This window comes from Yersinia sp. 22-579 (genome assembly GCF_030433455.1).
Classification (GTDB): domain Bacteria; phylum Pseudomonadota; class Gammaproteobacteria; order Enterobacterales; family Enterobacteriaceae; genus Yersinia; species Yersinia enterocolitica.
Genome location: NZ_JAUJTZ010000019.1, coordinates 1 through 18,310, shown reverse-complemented (window position 1 = coordinate 18,310; position 18,310 = coordinate 1). Strand labels below are relative to the sequence as shown.

Below are 18,310 nucleotides of genomic sequence, written 5' to 3'. Positions count from 1 at the left end.
CACAACGCGAAAGCTGTACCTGTAATATTAGGGTGGTTCGACAACAGGTTATGATGATTTTCTGACCCGTAGGTACCATTCACACAGTAAACGAACCTGCTTACGGGTATAACCTTTCTCCATCATCCGATCGACGAAGTCATCATGCTTTTTCTGCTCATCCGTTGAAGTCTTGGCGTTAAAGGAGATAACCGGCAATAACTCTTCAGTGTTAGAGAACATTTTCTTCTCAATAACCGTGCGTAACTTCTCATAGCTGGTCCAATTTGGATTGCGGCCATTGTTATTGGCTCTGGCGCGCAACACAAAGTTGACGATTTCATTACGGAAGTCTTTCGGGTTGCTGATACCCGCAGGTTTTTCAATTTTCTCCAGTTCAGCATTCAGCGATTCACGGTCAAACAGTTGCCCGGTATCCGGATCGCGGTACTCTTGATCCTGAATCCAGAAATCGGCGTAAATAACATAGCGGTCGAAAATATTTTGACCGTACTCAGAGTAGGATTCCAGATAGGCAGTCTGAATCTCTTTGCCGATAAACTCGGCATATTTCGGGATCAAATAGCCTTTCAGATGCTCGAGGTATTTTTCCGCGACATCTTGCTGGAATTGTTCGCGTTCAATCTGTTGTTCCAGCACATAGAAGAGGTGTACCGGGTTAGCTGCCACTTCTGCATGGTCAAAGTTAAATACCCGTGACAGGATCTTGAAGGCAAAACGGGTAGAAAGACCGTTCATCCCTTCGTCAACCCCAGCATAGTCGCGATATTCCTGATAAGACTTGGCTTTCGGGTCAGTATCTTTCAGGCTTTCACCGTCATACACCCGCATTTTGGAGTAAATGCTCGAGTTTTCCGGCTCTTTCATCCTTGAGAGAATGGAGAAGCGAGCCAGTGTTTCCAACGTCCCTGGAGCGCAAGGCGCATGAGTTAATTCACTGTGATTCAACAGCTTGTCGTAAATCTTGATCTCTTCTGATACCCGCAAGCAATAGGGCACTTTGACGATATAAACACGGTCAAGGAAGGCCTCATTGTTCTTGTTATTGCGGAATGTCACCCACTCTGATTCGTTAGAGTGCGCGAGGATAATGCCGCTGAATGGCAGGGCAGAGATCCCCTCGGTACCGTTATAGTTCCCTTCTTGAGTGGCTGTCAGCAGGGGATGCAGCACCTTAATCGGCGCTTTGAACATCTCGACGAATTCCATAATCCCCTGGTTCGCGCGGCACAATGCCCCGGAATAACCATAAGCATCAGGGTCGTTTTGGGCATGGTTCTCCAGTTTACGGATATCAACCTTACCCACCAGAGCAGAAATATCCTGATTGTTTTCATCACCCGGCTCAGTCTTCGCAATCGCGACCTGCTCAAGAATAGAGGGCCAGACTTTGATGACTTTAAATTTGGTGATATCACCGCCAAATTCATGCAGGCGTTTGGCCGCCCACGGTGACATGATTGTGCCGAGATAACGGCTAGGAACATTGTATTCTTTGGCTAAAATCGCCGCATCTTCCTGCGGGTTGAATAAGCACAATGGATGGTCATTGACCGGGCTGCGCTCACCATTAGCACTTAAAATATAGATAGGCACCCGTTGCATCAGTGCTTTCAAACGTTCAGCCAGTGATGATTTACCCCCACCCACAGGGCCGAGCAAATACAGGATCTGTTTCTTCTCTTCTAACCCTTGAGCCGCATGTTTAAGGTAAGAAACGATCTGCTCTATGGCTTCTTCCATGCCATAGAACTCTTCAAAAGCAGGGTAGCGGGCGATAACTCGGTTGGAGAACAGCCGAGACATGCGAGATTCGAGCGCGGTATCAACCATGACAGGCTCACCAATAGCCATCAGCAGACGTTCAGCCGCATTGGCATACGCACTGCGATCCTGCTGGCAGATGGTGAGGAACTCCTGCAGTGTGAACTCTTCGTCCTTGGCAGCCTCATAGCGTTGGCGGTAGTGATCAAATATGTTCATAGCGATGCCCGTCCTGTTTGAATGGTTGGGAACATAAAATAATAGTAGCGCTTTATTGGGTTAAAATTTTGAAACTACTACCTTATTGTTATGGTCGCGTCTCTCATAAAGGTCAAGTTGACATTAACCACAGATTTGCCACCCCCAGTACAATAAATAACCATCATTCGGTAATTAAATCTATTTTTTATTTCATTAACAGTGTTTTATATATGATTAATTGAGATTATCTATTTGAATATCTTGTTATTTTATTGTAATCAAATCTACGTAAATTTTTAGGTTGTCAATTTGTGGCATATCGGCGATAAGTTGTGCAGGGAAGACTAATTTTGCGCCTGGGTGTGTAAAGATTTCGCCACAGGCAAGCAATTGATTTACACTAAGTTAACTAACGATTTTGTTACCAAAGGGATCTTTCCGTGAAAAAACATTACATAAAAACGAAGCAAGTCAAAACACTGGCAGCGTTGGCTGTAGCTACGGCAGTTTGTATGCCTACTGCGATGGCAGGAACATGGTCTTTGGGGGCCTCAGCATTAGTCAGCCCTGACCCATATCGCGGTAAGAATGACCGTGTTTACCCAGTGCCTATCGTTTCTTATGAAAGTGATAATTTCTATTTCCGCACACTGGCTGCGGGTTATTACCTATGGAAAGATGACAACAATCGTTTATCGATTGATGCCTATTATTTGCCTCTACATTTTACGCCGGGCGATAGTGACGACCAGCAGATGAAGCAGTTGGATAAACGCCGTAGCACTTTGATGGCGGGTATGTCTTATTCCCATATCGAGGATTGGGGGACTTTACGCGCCATGTTCTCCGGCGACGTGCTGGATAACAGCGGCGGCTTTGTCGGCGATCTGGCTTATCTCTATCGTTTCAGTGTTGATAGCTGGACGCTGACTCCGGGCGTTGGTGTTGCCTGGAACAGTGAAGATCAGAATAAGTACTACTATGGTGTGAGCCGTGGGGAGTCCGCCCGCAGTGGACTGGCCCAGTACAGCCCTAGTGATAGCTGGTCACCATATCTGGAGTTGACGGCAAACTACAATATCAATCCAAACTGGAATGCTTTCTTTACTGGTCGTTATATTCACCTGGCAAATGAAGTGAAGAATAGCCCAATGGTAGATGCATCCTGGACCGGCGTACTGTGGACTGGGGTCACATATACCTTCCGTTAATCTATCACGCACCCTATCTGAACAATAAAAATGGGGCTTTGTGCCCCATTTTTGTGTCTGCAATATCAGCTATTATTGGGCATTCTTGCGACTACGAATGGTCATGGCCAGACGTGCAGGAGAATCTTGTTTGGCGACCAACGGTTTATTCACCCGCGCAGTTTCTACACAAACCATTGTTTTATAGCCATCATTTGGCATATCAACCATGCTGCTGGACAGTTCAGCACCTGGATTCCATGCAACTACATCACTTTGATGATGATGATGCACTTCAATGGTACGTTTCAGCCCGGCATCTTTTATCAGGCTGTAGGCTTCAGGGTGGGTATAGATGCGGTCGGTCTGACCGTTAAAGACCAAATCACCTTGTTGCGTTGCATCAGCAATTTTCAGTACTTTATCAAGGTACTTTTCGCCCAAGCCACTGATCTTAATCTGGCTGATATCGCCAATCTGGAAATAAGTGTGCAAGGCAGCAACTGCCTCGTAATCACCGTGTGATTCTAATTCCATTTCACATTCTTCGCCCAGCTTGAAGCGGGCAATCAAAGTGAACGGGTGTGGCCAGAATTGACGAGATGCATCGCTGTCTTCCAGAGTGAAGGTCAAGATAACCCCATTCTCATTTTCATCATGGGCGCTGAGCTTCCATGGCAGTAAACGAGCAAAACCATGAGAAGGTTGCGCTGATGGGCCAAACCAAGGCCAACAGATCGGTACACCGCCACGAATAGCGACACCGTCTTTAAATGGCGTGTTATTACTCAACCAAATAATCGGTTGCTCACCACTCGGTTGGAAAGCCAATAAATGAGCACCTTGCAAGCTGACGGCGGCACGCACCTTCGGATGGGAAACCACTACGATTGGCAGTTCATCCAACTGGCGCTGGCTGATATAAGGTGAAATTTGTTCAACAACAGGTAGGGTGAAGACTTTCTCGTTCATTCGTTTGACCTTATGAGCAAAGGGGCTAGAGATCCATTGAACTTCAGACTTTCGATAATATCACAGGCTTTATATCTTGCAGCAAATCGGCGCTAACCGAGTAGTGAATCATTGATATTGCGCAATTTTATTTGCAGTGAGGCAATGGGGTGAGGGAAGAAGCACAATGTATCAGCAATAAAAAAGCCACCCGGAGGTGGCTTTTGGCAGAAATCTACATCAATCCATTATTTGGAGATGTGAGAGATCAAGTCCAGAACTTTGTTTGAGTAGCCAGTTTCGTTATCGTACCAAGAAACCAGTTTCACAAAGTTGTCATTCAGCGCGATACCGGCTTTAGCATCGAATACTGAAGTCAGTTTTTCGCCGTTGAAATCGGTAGAAACAACGTCGTCTTCGGTGTAACCCAGAACGCCTTTCAGCTCGCCTTCTGAAGCCGCTTTGATGGCAGCACAGATTTCTTTGTAAGAAGCTGGTTTTTCCAGACGTGCAGTCAGGTCAACAACTGAAACGTTAGGAGTAGGAACGCGGAACGCCATACCAGTCAGTTTGCCGTTCAGTGCTGGGATAACTTTACCTACTGCTTTAGCCGCACCGGTAGAAGAAGGGATGATGTTCTGGGATGCGCCGCGGCCGCCGCGCCAGTCTTTGTGAGACGGGCCATCAACAGTTTTCTGAGTAGCGGTAGTTGCATGCACAGTGGTCATCAGCGCTTCAACGATACCGAACTTGTCGTTGATAACTTTAGCCAGTGGAGCCAGGCAGTTAGTAGTACAAGAAGCGTTAGAAACGATTTCCTGACCTGCGTATTCTTTATGGTTAACGCCCATAACGAACATAGGGGTGTCGTCTTTAGACGGACCAGTCAGAACCACTTTCTTCGCGCCAGCAGCAATGTGCTTACGTGCAGTTTCGTCGGTCAGGAACAGGCCAGTTGCTTCAGCAACAACGTCAACGTTAACTTCGTTCCACTTCAGGTTAGCCGGATCTCTCTCTGCGGTAACACGGATGGTTTTACCGTTAACAACCAGGTGGCCGTCTTTTACTTCTACAGTACCGTCGAAACGACCGTGGGTAGAGTCGTATTTCAGCATGTATGCCATGTAGTCAGCGTCCAACAGATCGTTGATTGCAACGATTTCGATGTCAGAACGTTCCTGAGCAGCACGGAAAACAATGCGACCGATACGGCCGAAACCGTTGATACCTACTTTGATAGTCATATATTCCACCAGCTATTTGTTAGTGAATAAAAGGTTGGTTGTAAAATTACAAAAACCTTACCGAGCGTCAAGCGGAATCGTGTCAATTATTGCTACAAATCAAACCAGACAGGGTAGATCGAACATTAATCACGCGTTTCCATATACGATTAGCCTCATTTTTATATTGGGGCGAATTATTCAGTTTAAAGTGAGAATCAGTAATATTTGCGATTTTTATCACATTTACACTGTTGCCGCTTCGATGGCATACAGTTTAGGACAATTTTAACTGCTTTGTTGTTAATTTTTTGTTATTATTAGACGTTGTTTTTGTTGACTTTATTCCCTGCCAGAGAACCGCACAAATGGCTAAAGAACTGAACCCTACAGAAAATATTGAGAAACTGACCGATATTCAGCGGCATGTCACCCAACAGCGGGGGACGGAAGCGCCTTTTAGCGGCAAATTACTGCACAACAAGCGCGAAGGGATATACCAATGCTTGTGCTGTCACCAGCCACTTTTTATCTCAGAGTCGAAGTTTGATTCTGGCTGTGGCTGGCCGAGTTTCTATCAGCCTTTAGATGCTGAATCTATTCGCTATATTGATGATTATTCTCATAATATGCATCGTGTCGAAATTCGCTGTGGTCATTGTGATGCGCATTTGGGGCATGTCTTCCCTGATGGCCCGCAACCAACAGGGGAGCGTTATTGCGTGAACTCGGCTTCACTCAATTTTGTTGATGACCAAAATGGCGAACAAATCCCCGGATAGATACCGGTTGTTGTGACCATTTTGTCAATGAAAAATCGATTCAGCTTATTATTCGTTTACTGAGGATGCTCTGATGGAGCTTGAAGACCTGATTTCAGTGATGACGCCCGAAATCTACCAACGTTTGATGCTGGCTGTAGAGTTAGGTAAATGGCCGGATGGTGTGGCATTGACGCCAGAACAGAAAGAGAACAGCCTGCAAATGGTGATGTTGTGGCAGGCCCGTCACAACAAGGATGCGCAACATATGAGCATCGGCACCGATGGCCAGATAGTGATGAAAACCAAGCAAGAGCTGAAGCAACAATTCAGTCAGCCGACACTGGTTAAGTTGAAGCCCGAGTAATCGTTTAAGCAACTTAGGCTTGATACAGGGAAAACGGAGCCAGATGAGGCTCCGTGAGGTTAATAATAAAGTTATTGATAACTCAGGGAGTGAAGGGGTTACCGCGCCTAGGGGCACTCCGACGGCTTACGCCGTTACGACCCCAACGGCACGATTCCCCTTCATTTAACTTTGTCAGCAGTTTGAACTCTGCCAGATGAGGCTCCGTTGATGTTTATCTTATCGAGTCAGCGAGCTGTCAGTTGCTTTACTTCAGCAATAAATTGCGCCAACGACTGTATGTTAGCTCCGGCTTCATTCATCGTATCAAGAGCCAGTTGGCTGTCTTGTGGTTGCAAATTGACGCCACGGCACCCATCTTTAATGACGGATGTTTTATAACCTAATGTTAATGCATCCAACACGCTGTATTTCACACAGTAATCTGTTGCTAATCCCATAACGAACAGGCAATTGATCTCTTGTTGTTGTAACCAAGCATCCAGCGGTGTTTTTGCCCGCCGTCCATTGTCGAAAAAAGCACTGTAGCTGTCGATATCCGGATCCTGACCTTTACGGAAAATCTGGGTAATCACCTCTTGATTCAACTTTGGATGCAAAGCTGCTCCAACTGAATTCTGAACACAATGCACCGGCCACCACACTTGGGTTAACCCTTCCAAATCACCGATCGTCCAAGGCTCTGCCTGCGAATTGACAGCAAAGCTGCGGTGCTCTGCGGGGTGCCAATCCTGGCTGGCGATAATGGGTATTTTGTGAGCCAGACAGGTAGCAATAGCCTCATTTGCAACGGCAATTACCGCGTCACCCTTGGCAACCGCTAATGCGCCACCTGGGCAAAAATCATTCTGCAAATCAATTAACAACAGCGCTGCATTCATTCACATTCCGCCCGATCAGTTAGTATCCGTTAATTCACCGCGCAGATTTTGTTGCATTAAGCGGCGAATTTCTTCAGGAGATAGAGATTGACTCAATAAATAGTGCAGTTTGGTCAGCGCCGCTTCAACGGTCATATCAGAGCCGCTGATAACCCCCGCATGTGCCAATGCATTACCGGTGGCATATCCGTCCATATTGACTCTACCAGAAATACATTGCGTCAGATTCACCACCACAATGCCTCGTTCACTAGCATTTTTTAATTCATCCAATAATTCGGCTTTTTGTGGTGCGTTGCCGACACCATAGGAGCGTAAAATAAGCGCTTTTACTGGCTGTAACAAGAAGTTACGCACAACAGCACCAGAGATACCTGGGTAGATAGTCACTACACCAATCGGCTGTGGGGTGATGTTATGAACAATCAATGGGCCATTATTGATAGGTGATTCTACTGAGACCATTCGGCGAATATGAATGCCGGCTTCGAGCAGCACCGAGAGGTTAGGTGAAGCAAATGCATCAAACCCATCAGCATGGGCTTTAGTGGTACGATTGCCGCGAAACAGTTTGTTATTAAAGAACAAACTGACTTCATTGACTGGGTGGTTGGCAGCCAGATAGAGAGCATTCAGCAAGTTAGTTTGCCCATCAGAACGCAACTCTGCCAGTGGGATTTGCGAACCAGTGACAATCACCGGTTTGGCCAGGTTTTCCAACATAAAAGAGAGCGCCGAGGCGGTAAAAGCCATAGTGTCGGTGCCGTGCAAAATCACAAAGCCATCATATAAATCGTAATTTTGCTGAATATCATTGGCGATATGCTGCCAGTCCTCCGGGGTCATATCCGAGGAATCAATCAATGGGGCATATTCATGGATTGTAAAATCCGGCATTTCCGGGCGATGGAACTCAGGCATAAGCGCAAGCTGGCGCTGTAGATGGCCGGAAACCGGAATGTATCCGTTATCCGAGCGTTGCATACCAATAGTCCCGCCAGTATAGGCGACATAAATAGATTTCTTCTGCATGAGCAATATGCCTGAAAGGTGGTGTGAAATGAGATGGGTGAATTATAGGGCGACTGGCGAGGAAAAAAAGCCCGGCAGGTGCCGGGCAGAGTATTTATCTACTATTTACTTAATTTACTAGCGTACATCACCGCAAGTTAGGCATAACGCATAACGATTCTGTGGGTCATTGAGCGTATTCATTAAGTTGGGCTGATCTTTTACTGCTTGTGCCACAGCAGATATTGGTGCGGGCAACCAGGCTTGAATCGCAGTAGGTAACATCGCCTGTACTGACGCACTCATTTGGCCGAAAATCAAATCACTGAGGCTTGGTTCATCAACAAACCAATTCAGTTGCCAGGTTTTCAGTTTTGCCAGCTCCGCGACTTTCTTAACCGCATCGTCAAAATCACCCAGTTGATCTACCAGACCATTATTTTTGGCATCTATACCAATCCAAACATGGCCTTGCGCAATTTGATCAACTTGCTCTGGTGTTTTATGGCGAGCGGTTGCCACCAAATCAATAAAGGTTTTGTAACCATTTTCGATATTGATCTGCATCATCTGAGAGAACTCCGGTGGCAGGTCTTTGGTCACAGAAACATTTGCCAGTGGCGATGTTGCCACACCATCGGTATGCACCCCGATACTTTCCAAAGTATTTTGGAAGGTATTAATCACACCGAAAATACCGATCGAGCCGGTCAGGGTGCTTGGGTTAGCGATGATATAGTTAGCCGGTGTTGAGATCCAATAACCACCAGAGGCTGCCATCCCGCCCATTGATACCACCAATGGTTTATTAGCGGCACGTAAGGCGGCTAATTCATTGCGAATTAGTTCAGAAGCACTCACGCTGCCACCTGGGCTATTGACCCGCAAGATAACGGCCTTGATTTTCGGATCTAATCGCGCCTGGCGAATTTGTGCGGCTAAAGCATCACCACCGACATTCCCTGGTGTCTGTGGCCCATCCATAATGGCACCATTAGCAAAGAGCACTGCTATTTGTTCGCCTTGCTGTGGAGTCGGAGTAGGTTGGTAGTCATAAATGCTGACATAGTTGAAATCGTTATTCTTCTTATCCCAGCCGAAGGCTTTAACCAACTCATTTTCCATCTCTGGGCGCGTGGCGAGTTGATCGACCAATTTGCTCGACAGGGCATATTGTGCTTGAGAGCCACCTGCGGCCTGCAATCCACTGACAACACCTGCCGCCCCTGGGAACAATTGTTCTGGGGTTAATTGCCGGTTAGCCGCAACAGCAGTCAAATAGTTTTGCCATAAACCACCAATCCAGCGAGTGTCCGCCTCACGTGCAGCAGGGGACATATCATCACGAATCATCGGTTCGACAGCAGATTTATAGGTGCCAACGCGGAAGATATTGGTGGTAACTTTGAGTTTTTCCAATAGTGATTTGTAGTACAGATTATTGCTGGCAAAACCATGCAGAGCGACCGTCCCTTGCGGTGACAGGTAGATCTTATTGGCGAAGCTGGCTAAATAGTACTGACTTTGACTATAGCTTTCGCCAATAGCGTAAATCGGCTTGCCGCTATCACGGAATTCCCGCAGCGCTTTGCCAATATATTGCAGAGAAGGCTGATCAGCGCCGGTGAAGTCGCTCAGCGATAACACCAGGCCAGTAATATTATTATCGGCTTTTGCTAACCGAATGGTTTCTACAATATCAAACAGGGAGTTTTCCTGTAGGCGATTGCTGGATGCCCCTAATAACTCACGCCCCCACTGGCGCAATTTATTATTTACCGCAGGTTGATCGACAACGACACCGCTTAAATTCACTAACAGTGCGCCTTTAACCGGTTCTGCCGGTTTACTTTGGAACTGAAGGTAAATACCGACACCGACCAAAATTAGCAGTATCAGGAAAAGATTAAGAATAAACTCTCTGGCAAAATTCAGCAGACGCCAGGTCCACTTGAAAAAGCCAGCAATAATTCGCCACAAAGTGCGCATGTTATCTCCAACAAAACCGGGCAAGTATCGTTATCCTAATGACCTGACGAACAAAAGTCAGCTTTAAATCATCGAGAAACTTAGCTATTAGGTCAACACTGGTAACAAAATGACAACTTATGCTACCGTGTTGAAAATGAAAATCGTTATCAGGAGAAAATGATGGATGCATTGGAACTGTTACTTAATCGCCGTTCGGCGTCGCGCTTAGCTGCCCCAGCCCCAGCAGGCGAAGCATTAGACCATATTATTCACGCAGGAATGCGCGCTCCGGATCATGGCACATTGCAGCCATGGCGCTTTGTTTTAATTCAAGATGAGGGGTTGCAACGTTTTAGCCAATTGCTACAGGATGCGGTCAAGCATGATGGCTCTGATGAAACTGTGTTGGAGAAGGCCAAACAGGCACCTTTCCGTGCGCCTTTGATTATTACTGTTATTGCGCATGTTACAGAAAACCCTAAAGTCCCAAACTGGGAGCAGGTCGTTTCTGCTGGTTGCGCGGTGCAAGCCATGCAAATGGCTGCGCTGGCCCAGGGTTTTAATGGTATTTGGCGCACCGGTTCCTGGACACATCATCCGGTTGTCCGTGACGGTTTTGCCTGCCGAGAACAAGATGAAATTGTCGGTTTCCTGTATCTTGGGACCCCACAGCTGAAATCAGCGACCAAAGTGACACCACCCGATTACTCGACTTTTGTGCGTTATTTCTGAGATATAGCGGCTATTTCTTACACGATACTACGCGGCCTGTTGCTTTTATCGGCAATAAGCTGCGTTTTCGCCTGCTTTGTGACCAACCTATCTGCCCAATCACTGCTCTCTACTTACTAAGCTAAGCTAGAGACGCTACCATAGGTACCTTGGATACATATACCCGTCATACTTCAAGTTCCATGTGTGTTGGCTACGTTCAATTACCCGAATCACTTATTCATGTAAGCTCACCGGGTTCTCTCGCTTGCCGCCTTCCTGTAACTCGAATTATTTAGGGTATATATATCTTTAAACGGCTTATTACTGAACCACCAGACGGGAGAGTGTTATGACATCGCCAGCGATACGTCTTACTCAATACAGCCACGGAGCGGGCTGCGGTTGTAAAATTTCGCCTAAAGTATTGGATAAAATTTTACATTCCGAGCAACAAAAATTTCTTGATCCTCGCCTGCTGGTGGGCAATGAAACCCGTGATGATGCAGCTGTTTATGATATTGGTAATGGTGTTGGTATTATCAGCACCACCGATTTTTTTATGCCGATCGTCGATGATCCTTTCGACTTCGGGCGCATTGCTGCCACTAATGCCATTAGTGATGTTTATGCTATGGGCGGCAAGCCGATTATGGCCATTGCGATATTGGGGTGGCCAATTGATAAACTGGCACCTGAAGTCGCCCGGCAAGTTATCGAAGGCGGCCGATATGTTTGCCAACAGGCAGGAATTTCGTTAGCAGGGGGGCACTCCATTGACGCGCCTGAACCGATTTTCGGTTTGGCTGTCACGGGTATTGTCAGCACTGAGCAGGTTAAGAAAAACAGTGCAGCTAAAGCGGGCTGCAAACTGTTTCTCACCAAGCCGCTGGGAATTGGTATCCTCACTACCGCTGAGAAGAAGAGTCAATTACGGCCAGAGCACCAAGGTGTTGCTACGGAAACTATGTGTCAACTGAATAAGTCTGGCGCTGACTTTGCCCATATACCGGGGGTCACTGCTATGACAGATGTGACCGGGTTTGGTCTGTTAGGGCATCTCAGTGAGATTTGTCAGGGGTCGGGTGTGCAAGCGACATTACATTTTTCGTCTATCCCGCGTTTACCCGCAGTAGAAGAGTATATTGCCGCAGGTTGTGTTCCGGGCGGAACGGGCCGCAACTTTGACAGCTATGGTCATCTGATTGGCAAAATGTCCGATTTGCAGAAGAGTTTACTCTGCGACCCACAGACATCAGGTGGCTTGCTGTTAGCTGTTTTACCTGATGCTGAGGCGCAAGTGCAGGAAATAGCCGCTCAACATGGTATGACGCTCAGTGCTATTGGCGAACTAAATGTAGTGGATAATGACCGGGCACTGATTGAGATTACAGAATGACCTTTTATTTGCTGTCTTTTTATTTGATGTATCAGTGCGGTGAATGATGCGACTTTTTATTGCCGAAAAACCGAGTCTGGCACGGGCGATAGCCGATATCTTGCCAAAGCCGCATCGACGGGGTGATGGATTCATTGCCTGTGGTAGTGACAACATGGTGACCTGGTGTGTGGGCCACTTGTTGGAACAAGCTCAACCTGATGCTTACGATAGCCGTTATGCGCGTTGGTCACTGGCAGATTTACCGATAATTCCTGAAAAATGGCGATTACAGCCACGCCCTTCAGTGAGCAAACAATTGAATGTTATCAAACAGTTGTTACAACAAGCTGATGAAGTCATTCATGCGGGAGACCCTGACCGTGAAGGGCAACTTTTGGTTGATGAGGTATTGGATTATCTCGATTTGGCGGCAGAGAAACGGCAAAACGTCCGGCGTTGTTTGATTAATGACTTAAACCCGCAAGCGGTTGAGCGTGCCGTGGAGCGCCTGCGCTATAACCGTGAGTTTATCCCGCTATGTGTCTCAGCATTAGCGCGAGCCAGAGCTGACTGGTTGTATGGCATCAATATGACTCGAGCCTATACCATTCTTGGGCGTAATGCGGGCTATGATGGCGTGTTGTCGGTCGGTCGGGTGCAAACGCCGGTGTTAGGGCTGGTGGTGCGCCGCGATGAAGAAATAGAAGATTTTGTTGCCAAAGATTTTTTTGAAGTTAAAGCCCATATCGTCACGCCTGCTGATGAGCGCTTTATTGCACTATGGCAGCCGAGTGATTCTTGTGAGTCCTATCAGGATGAAGAAGGGCGCTTGTTACACCGGCCATTAGCAGAACACGTTGTTAATCGTATTGCGGGTCAGCCTGCACTTGTTACCTCCTATAATGATAAACGGGAATCAGAAACAGCCCCGTTGCCATTCTCGCTATCTACCTTGCAGATTGAAGCCGCCAAACGATTCGGGCTAAGTGCGCAGCAAGTGCTGGATATTTGCCAGCGATTATATGAAACGCACAAATTGATTACGTATCCGCGTTCGGATTGCCGATATCTACCAGAAGAGCATTTCGCAGGGCGTCATTCGGTACTCAATGCCATTAGTCTCCATCAGGCTGATCTTTTACCGCTGGATGTAATGGACAGTGATAGGCGCAACCGCTGTTGGGATGATAAAAAAGTCGATGCCCACCACGCGATTATCCCGACGGCGCGGGCCAGTAAAGTGAATTTAACCACCGATGAGAGCAAGGTTTATCGATTAGTCGCGCAGCAATATCTGATGCAATTTTGTCCTGACGCACAGTTCCGTAAATGCGTTATTGAGCTGGATATTGCCGGTGGTAAGTTTATTGCTAAAGCCCGTTTTCTGGCCGAAGCGGGTTGGCGTACCTTGCTTGGAAGTAAAGAGCGAGATGAAGAGAATGAAGGCGCGCCACTGCCAGTGGTTGAGAAGGGGGCCGAGTTGTTGTGTGAGCGCGGTGAAGTTGTGGAGCGTCAAACTCAGCCGCCCCGGCCATTTACTGATGCGAGTTTATTATCAGCCATGACGGGTATAGCCCGTTTTGTGCAAGATAAAGAACTGAAGAAAGTGTTACGTGCAACTGATGGTTTGGGGACTGAAGCAACACGAGCCGGAATTATTGAGCTATTGTTTAAACGGACTTTTTTGTTTAAAAAAGGTCGGTACATTCATGCCAGCCCAGCAGGAAGAGCATTGATTCATGCATTGCCTGATATTGCCGCACGGCCGGATATGACGGCGCACTGGGAGTCTACGCTGACACAAATCAGTGAGAAAAACTGTCGCTATCAGGATTTTATGCAACCGCTGGTGGCTACATTGCAGGATTTAATCAGTCAGGCAAAGCAAAATCGGTCACCTCAGGTCTTTCGTGGGTTGCCAGCAGCCCCATCCGGGGCGATAAAAAAACGTAAGAAAACGCCATCCAAAACCAAGGAGAATAAGTCATGAGAACATGGGTAATGCTGGGATGTATTGGTTTTGCCACACTTATTTCCGGTCAGGTTTTGGCAAACAGGAATAATGTTGATGTCGTTGTTCCTTTGCCTCCAGAGGTCTGGAATAACTCATCAAATCGCAATACCAACAATAATCCTTGCACACGCTGTTGCATTTACCAAAATCAAAATTACTCGGAAGGTGCAGTGTTGCGGGTTGAAGGTGAAGTTTTGCAATGTGTGCGTGATCCCAACGTGGTTGGGACTAATCCACTTATCTGGAAAAGATTAACCAGATAACGGACTACCGTTTTTGTTCGATAAAAGCATCTAATAACGGGATGTCAGCGGGGGCCAGAGGGTAGCGATAAGCATCCTCTGGTGTTAGCCACGCCAGAGCCGAGTGACAATGCAACACCGGCTCACCACTGAAGTTTTCAATATGCCAGGCGTGTAACCGGATGATGCGTTGCTGTGAGTTCCATTGATTGGTAGCAATATATTGGCCTATTATTGCATCAATATTTAATTCTTCGCCAAGTTCACGCATCAATGCTTGCGGTTGACTCTCTCCAGCTTCGACTTTGCCCCCAGGGAATTCCCACAAACCTGCCTGATCGCGATGTGAATCCCGTTGTGCCAATAAAATCTTACCGTTTCGTTCTATAATTGCCGCAACGACATCAATCATTTTCTATTTGCCCGATTACATTGGTTTATGTGTCACGCCAAGAGGTAACCCTATAAATAGGGGCTACCTCAATGTAAAGCGTGATTAGAGCGCGAATTCAGACCACACAGGGGCGTGATCCGATGGTTTCTCCATACTTCTAATATCGTAATCGATGCCAGTGGCAATACAGCGTGCGGCCAGAGGTCGGCTTGCCAGTAATAAATCTATGCGCAAGCCTCTATTTTCGTCAAAACCACGCGAACGGTAGTCAAACCATGAGAATTGGTCATTACAATCCGGGTTTGCTGCACGGAATGTATCCACTAACCCCCAATTTTGCAGGCGCTCTAACCATGCGCGTTCTTCAGGCAAGAATGAGCATTTACCGGTACGTAGCCAACGCTTGCGGCTATCTTCACCAATGCCAATATCGAGATCGGTTGGGCTGATATTTAAATCACCCATAATCAGCACCTGGGCATCAGCCGAAAGTTGCTGCTCCAAATACTGTTGTAAGTCGGCATAAAAACGTTCTTTGGCAGGAAACTTAATGGGGTGGTCACGGCTTTCTCCTTGAGGAAAATAACCATTAATCACGGTTAAGGGACCTTGTGGCGTTGCAATATCGGCCATGATAATACGGCGCTGTGCATCTTCTTCATCTGTAGGGAAGCCCCGACGAACCGCTAAAGGTTCATTCCTGGTTAATAGTGCGACGCCATAATGCCCTTTTTGCCCATGATAAAAGACGTGATAACCATGTTGGCTGACCTCTTCAAGCGGGAACATATCATCGTGGACTTTCGTTTCTTGAAGCCCGATAACATCAGGTTGATGTTGTTCGATTATTGCAGCCAGTTGATGAGGTCGAGCACGTAGGCCATTGATATTAAAAGAGACAAACTTCATGGTCAGCACCGTATATTCGCTAGAAATGATGTCGAATATTAGCAGATGCCGAATAAAAATGTAATGCACAACAAAAGAATAAGTAATAGGTGATGCAGAGAATAGATAATAAAATACTTTTACCGACAAAAGTCAAAATAACCCTATAAATATTTTTATATTTCACATGAGTTTATCGCAGTATCTCGGATTGTTAATTAAACGGCGTGCTACATGTATTATTCACACCCTAATTTTAGATAAAATTAAATTTTATCTTGCCAGGCGACCATGTTTTTTCTGACAAAAAAATAAGTTATATTCTTTTATAGTTGAAACATTATAAATATCTATCGATTTAACTTAATCACTCTATTGGTGTAAATGATTTAAAGCATTTCCTTGCTAGCAACCCATTCCACTTAATTTTTTTTGGCGGTAAATGCTATAGGCATTTCTATTTTTTCTCTGATAAAGCGTTAACTGATTTTGTCACGAGAAGAATAAAAAATAGTTATTTGATATCATAGATCTACATTTAAAACTCTGTTAAAAATATTTGCAATGTTAAGGCGGCAATACACTAAATCGCCAAAACTTTGATTGCAAAACATGCAACTTTACGTCGTTAGTGTCTACGCAGTAATAGCTTATTATAATATATTTATAAATTATTCCAAACCCACTGGTGTTTTTTTTATTATATATATAAACAATATCTACAGTTGGCATTATATACGTAGGCATGCTTGTCTTTTTTTTCTGATAATTTTTGACGCAAAGCAAAGGATTGGTGAATTATGTTTCTATCTCGTAAGTTGGAGGCCTTTATGGCCGTAGTAGAAAATGGCTCGCTGAGTAAGGCGGCAAGAGTAATGAACAGGACTACACCGCCTGTTGCGAAGTCGATAAAAGACTTCGAGAGCATAATAGGGAAAAAGTTATTCAAACGAGAAAAATTTGGCATGAGTTTAACGCGAGATGGAGAGGTTTTATATAATGATCTAAAAGATTTATATCAACAAGAAAAAGAAATCACTAAAAAACATCTCACAGGTCACGTTTCCAATATCATCAACATTTATTACGACTGGGGAAAAAGTGAAAAATTGACGAAATTATATAGAGTGGCAGAAAAAAACAATATACAGGCTAATATAATAAAGTTTCATTATGAAAATATTGATGAGATTGGAGACTATGATGGGAATTCACTTATCCTTTCATCTGAAAAAGTCAGCAGTGACAGATTTATGCTACTGAATGAAGTTCCGGATAGTGGATTTGGTATTTATGGTAGAAAAGACATACTTAATGAGAGTTCTGACATTATAAGTATTCTTCATAATAATATTTGGCTGTGTAATCCGATGTTATATAGAAGTAAGTTTGTCAAATATCTGGAGGAATGCGTTAAAAAACAATATAGTAAAGTGAATGTGAGGCAGGTAGACAACCTGGCTTGTTGCTTGAATTTCATCTACTCCGGCCGATATATCTGTATTACAGATTCTATTATGGATGATTTTAATGGCGATTCAAAATTGGATTTTATAGATTTAACAAACTTTCAAGAAGAAAATAAATTGTATTTCTACAAATCAAGATCACATTCAAGTGTACTTAATAGGTTAATTGATTATATACATACTCTGGTGTGAAAATGTCACATCGTTAATCTATTATCAACCGAGTTGATTGTTATCTATTGATTTGTAGTGATTTTATTTAAATATTTTCTGGGATTTTATATTTACATATGAATATATGATGGAGGATGTACTCTGCACAGAAGGTGGTGGGGGAAGGATTGCTTGTCACGTTGTTCCTCACCCTCGGGCCGCCGCCGCGCGTCGTTATCTCGCTATGCTCAGCGCGAACCTTGGTCGAAGGTTCTTACCTTCCCCCTATGGGTACTATTTTTTGATTGAGTTATTTATTGAGGAGATGGTGAATTATTAATAGATGGTGGTGGGGGAAGGATTACTCGTCACTTCGTTCCTCGCCCTTCGGGCCGCCGCTGCGCGTCGTTGTCTCGCTACGCTCGGCGCGAACCTTGGTCGAAGGTTCTTACCTTCCCCTGATGGGTGCTATTTTTTGATTGAGTTATTTACTGAGGAGATGGTGAATAATTAATAGATGGTGGTGGGGGAAGGATTACTCGTCACTTCGTTCCTCACCCTTCGGGCCGCCGCTGCGCGTCGTTATCTCGCTACGCTCGGCGCGAACCTTGGTCGAAGGTTCTTACCTTCCCCCGATGGGTGCTATTTTTTGATTGAGTTGTTTACTGAGGAGATGGTGAATAATTAATAGATGGTGGTGGGGGAAGGATTACTCGTCACTTCGTTCCTCACCCTTCG

The 18,310-nt window shown here is 45.5% G+C and carries 16 protein-coding genes and 3 other RNA genes; 8 read left to right on the top strand and 11 right to left on the bottom strand.

Annotation, left to right across the window (positions count from 1 at the left end):
* Window positions 1–48 precede the first annotated feature (48 nt).
* Window positions 49–1,983: a protein kinase YeaG gene (yeaG, locus tag QSV56_RS19205; protein ID WP_019079537.1), complete on the bottom strand. Its 1,935-nt coding sequence runs from the start codon at window positions 1,981–1,983 to the stop codon at window positions 49–51.
* Window positions 1,984–2,405: 422 nt separating this feature from the next.
* Here yeaG and QSV56_RS19200 point away from each other — a divergent pair, with 422 nt between their 5' ends.
* Window positions 2,406–3,176, top strand: coding sequence for a MipA/OmpV family protein (locus QSV56_RS19200; RefSeq protein ID WP_005169267.1), 771 nt, complete (start codon window positions 2,406–2,408; stop codon window positions 3,174–3,176).
* A 72-nt stretch (window positions 3,177–3,248) separates the two neighbouring features.
* Here the strand turns inward: QSV56_RS19200 and QSV56_RS19195 are convergent, their stop codons facing one another.
* A complete protein-coding gene (locus tag QSV56_RS19195) occupies window positions 3,249–4,127 on the bottom strand; it encodes a D-hexose-6-phosphate mutarotase (RefSeq protein WP_050334014.1) in 879 nt (292 codons plus the stop codon).
* A 227-nt stretch (window positions 4,128–4,354) separates the two neighbouring features.
* Window positions 4,355–5,350: a glyceraldehyde-3-phosphate dehydrogenase gene (gene gapA, locus QSV56_RS19190; protein WP_005162909.1), complete on the bottom strand. Its 996-nt coding sequence runs from the start codon at window positions 5,348–5,350 to the stop codon at window positions 4,355–4,357.
* Between the two features lie 347 nt (window positions 5,351–5,697).
* Between gapA and msrB the strand changes: the two genes are divergently transcribed.
* The gene (gene msrB / locus QSV56_RS19185) at window positions 5,698–6,111 is read left to right on the top strand and encodes a peptide-methionine (R)-S-oxide reductase MsrB (RefSeq protein WP_019079534.1); all 414 of its coding nucleotides are present in this window, start codon (window positions 5,698–5,700) and stop codon (window positions 6,109–6,111) included.
* A gap of 73 nt (window positions 6,112–6,184) precedes the next feature.
* The gene (locus QSV56_RS19180) at window positions 6,185–6,457 is read left to right on the top strand and encodes a YeaC family protein (RefSeq protein WP_019079533.1); all 273 of its coding nucleotides are present in this window, start codon (window positions 6,185–6,187) and stop codon (window positions 6,455–6,457) included.
* A 227-nt stretch (window positions 6,458–6,684) separates the two neighbouring features.
* Here the strand turns inward: QSV56_RS19180 and pncA are convergent, their stop codons facing one another.
* The 3 genes from pncA to sppA form a co-directional block, all read right to left on the bottom strand.
* Window positions 6,685–7,338 (bottom strand): bifunctional nicotinamidase/pyrazinamidase, encoded by a 654-nt coding sequence (gene pncA / locus QSV56_RS19175; RefSeq protein ID WP_219643768.1) that lies wholly within the window; start codon window positions 7,336–7,338, stop codon window positions 6,685–6,687.
* A gap of 15 nt (window positions 7,339–7,353) precedes the next feature.
* Window positions 7,354–8,370 carry an asparaginase gene (gene ansA / locus QSV56_RS19170; protein ID WP_019083190.1) on the bottom strand — a complete coding sequence of 339 codons (1,017 nt, stop codon included), beginning with the start codon at window positions 8,368–8,370 and terminating at the stop codon, window positions 7,354–7,356.
* Window positions 8,371–8,487: 117 nt separating this feature from the next.
* Window positions 8,488–10,338 carry a signal peptide peptidase SppA gene (gene sppA / locus QSV56_RS19165; protein ID WP_019083189.1) on the bottom strand — a complete coding sequence of 617 codons (1,851 nt, stop codon included), beginning with the start codon at window positions 10,336–10,338 and terminating at the stop codon, window positions 8,488–8,490.
* Window positions 10,339–10,500: 162 nt separating this feature from the next.
* Between sppA and QSV56_RS19160 the strand changes: the two genes are divergently transcribed.
* The 4 genes from QSV56_RS19160 (at window position 10,501) to QSV56_RS19145 (ending at window position 14,689) form a co-directional block, all read left to right on the top strand.
* Window positions 10,501–11,052 carry an NAD(P)H nitroreductase gene (locus QSV56_RS19160; RefSeq protein WP_046694949.1) on the top strand — a complete coding sequence of 184 codons (552 nt, stop codon included), beginning with the start codon at window positions 10,501–10,503 and terminating at the stop codon, window positions 11,050–11,052.
* A 331-nt stretch (window positions 11,053–11,383) separates the two neighbouring features.
* The gene (selD, locus tag QSV56_RS19155; RefSeq protein ID WP_046694950.1) at window positions 11,384–12,430 is read left to right on the top strand and encodes a selenide, water dikinase SelD; all 1,047 of its coding nucleotides are present in this window, start codon (window positions 11,384–11,386) and stop codon (window positions 12,428–12,430) included.
* A gap of 46 nt (window positions 12,431–12,476) precedes the next feature.
* Window positions 12,477–14,402: a DNA topoisomerase III gene (locus QSV56_RS19150; RefSeq protein WP_019079527.1), complete on the top strand. Its 1,926-nt coding sequence runs from the start codon at window positions 12,477–12,479 to the stop codon at window positions 14,400–14,402.
* Window positions 14,399–14,689: a DUF1496 domain-containing protein gene (locus QSV56_RS19145; RefSeq protein ID WP_011816424.1), complete on the top strand. Its 291-nt coding sequence runs from the start codon at window positions 14,399–14,401 to the stop codon at window positions 14,687–14,689. Before QSV56_RS19150 ends, QSV56_RS19145 begins: the two co-directional genes overlap by 4 nt.
* A gap of 4 nt (window positions 14,690–14,693) precedes the next feature.
* Here the strand turns inward: QSV56_RS19145 and QSV56_RS19140 are convergent, their stop codons facing one another.
* Window positions 14,694–15,080, bottom strand: coding sequence for a pyrimidine (deoxy)nucleoside triphosphate diphosphatase (locus QSV56_RS19140; protein WP_019079525.1), 387 nt, complete (start codon window positions 15,078–15,080; stop codon window positions 14,694–14,696).
* An 84-nt stretch (window positions 15,081–15,164) separates the two neighbouring features.
* A complete protein-coding gene (gene xthA, locus QSV56_RS19135) occupies window positions 15,165–15,971 on the bottom strand; it encodes an exodeoxyribonuclease III (RefSeq protein WP_019083187.1) in 807 nt (268 codons plus the stop codon).
* 779 nt (window positions 15,972–16,750) lie between these two features.
* Between xthA and ytxR the strand changes: the two genes are divergently transcribed.
* Window positions 16,751–17,611, top strand: a complete 861-nt coding sequence (gene ytxR / locus QSV56_RS19130) for a LysR family transcriptional regulator YtxR (protein ID WP_019083186.1) — start codon at window positions 16,751–16,753, stop codon at window positions 17,609–17,611.
* Between the two features lie 132 nt (window positions 17,612–17,743).
* Here the strand turns inward: ytxR and QSV56_RS19125 are convergent.
* The 3 genes from QSV56_RS19125 to QSV56_RS19115 all read right to left on the bottom strand — a co-directional run bounded on the left by QSV56_RS19125 (window position 17,744) and on the right by QSV56_RS19115 (window position 18,218).
* Window positions 17,744–17,870: non-coding RNA, RtT sRNA (locus QSV56_RS19125), on the bottom strand.
* Between the two features lie 46 nt (window positions 17,871–17,916).
* Window positions 17,917–18,044: non-coding RNA, RtT sRNA (locus tag QSV56_RS19120), on the bottom strand.
* 46 nt (window positions 18,045–18,090) lie between these two features.
* Window positions 18,091–18,218, bottom strand: a non-coding RNA gene (locus QSV56_RS19115) — RtT sRNA.
* Window positions 18,219–18,310: the final 92 nt, after the last annotated feature.

Coding starts and splice junctions, on each gene's coding strand:
- yeaG (WP_019079537.1), bottom strand. CDS start 1,983: ATGAACATATTTGATCACTACCGCCAACGCTATGAGGCTGCCAAGGAC.
- QSV56_RS19195 (WP_050334014.1), bottom strand. CDS start 4,127: ATGAACGAGAAAGTCTTCACCCTACCTGTTGTTGAACAAATTTCACCT.
- gapA (WP_005162909.1), bottom strand. CDS start 5,350: ATGACTATCAAAGTAGGTATCAACGGTTTCGGCCGTATCGGTCGCATT.
- msrB (WP_019079534.1), top strand. CDS start 5,698: ATGGCTAAAGAACTGAACCCTACAGAAAATATTGAGAAACTGACCGAT.
- QSV56_RS19180 (WP_019079533.1), top strand. CDS start 6,185: ATGGAGCTTGAAGACCTGATTTCAGTGATGACGCCCGAAATCTACCAA.
- pncA (WP_219643768.1), bottom strand. CDS start 7,338: ATGAATGCAGCGCTGTTGTTAATTGATTTGCAGAATGATTTTTGCCCA.
- ansA (WP_019083190.1), bottom strand. CDS start 8,370: ATGCAGAAGAAATCTATTTATGTCGCCTATACTGGCGGGACTATTGGT.
- sppA (WP_019083189.1), bottom strand. CDS start 10,338: ATGCGCACTTTGTGGCGAATTATTGCTGGCTTTTTCAAGTGGACCTGG.
- QSV56_RS19160 (WP_046694949.1), top strand. CDS start 10,501: ATGGATGCATTGGAACTGTTACTTAATCGCCGTTCGGCGTCGCGCTTA.
- selD (WP_046694950.1), top strand. CDS start 11,384: ATGACATCGCCAGCGATACGTCTTACTCAATACAGCCACGGAGCGGGC.
- QSV56_RS19150 (WP_019079527.1), top strand. CDS start 12,477: ATGCGACTTTTTATTGCCGAAAAACCGAGTCTGGCACGGGCGATAGCC.
- QSV56_RS19145 (WP_011816424.1), top strand. CDS start 14,399: ATGAGAACATGGGTAATGCTGGGATGTATTGGTTTTGCCACACTTATT.
- QSV56_RS19140 (WP_019079525.1), bottom strand. CDS start 15,080: ATGATTGATGTCGTTGCGGCAATTATAGAACGAAACGGTAAGATTTTA.
- xthA (WP_019083187.1), bottom strand. CDS start 15,971: ATGAAGTTTGTCTCTTTTAATATCAATGGCCTACGTGCTCGACCTCAT.
- ytxR (WP_019083186.1), top strand. CDS start 16,751: ATGTTTCTATCTCGTAAGTTGGAGGCCTTTATGGCCGTAGTAGAAAAT.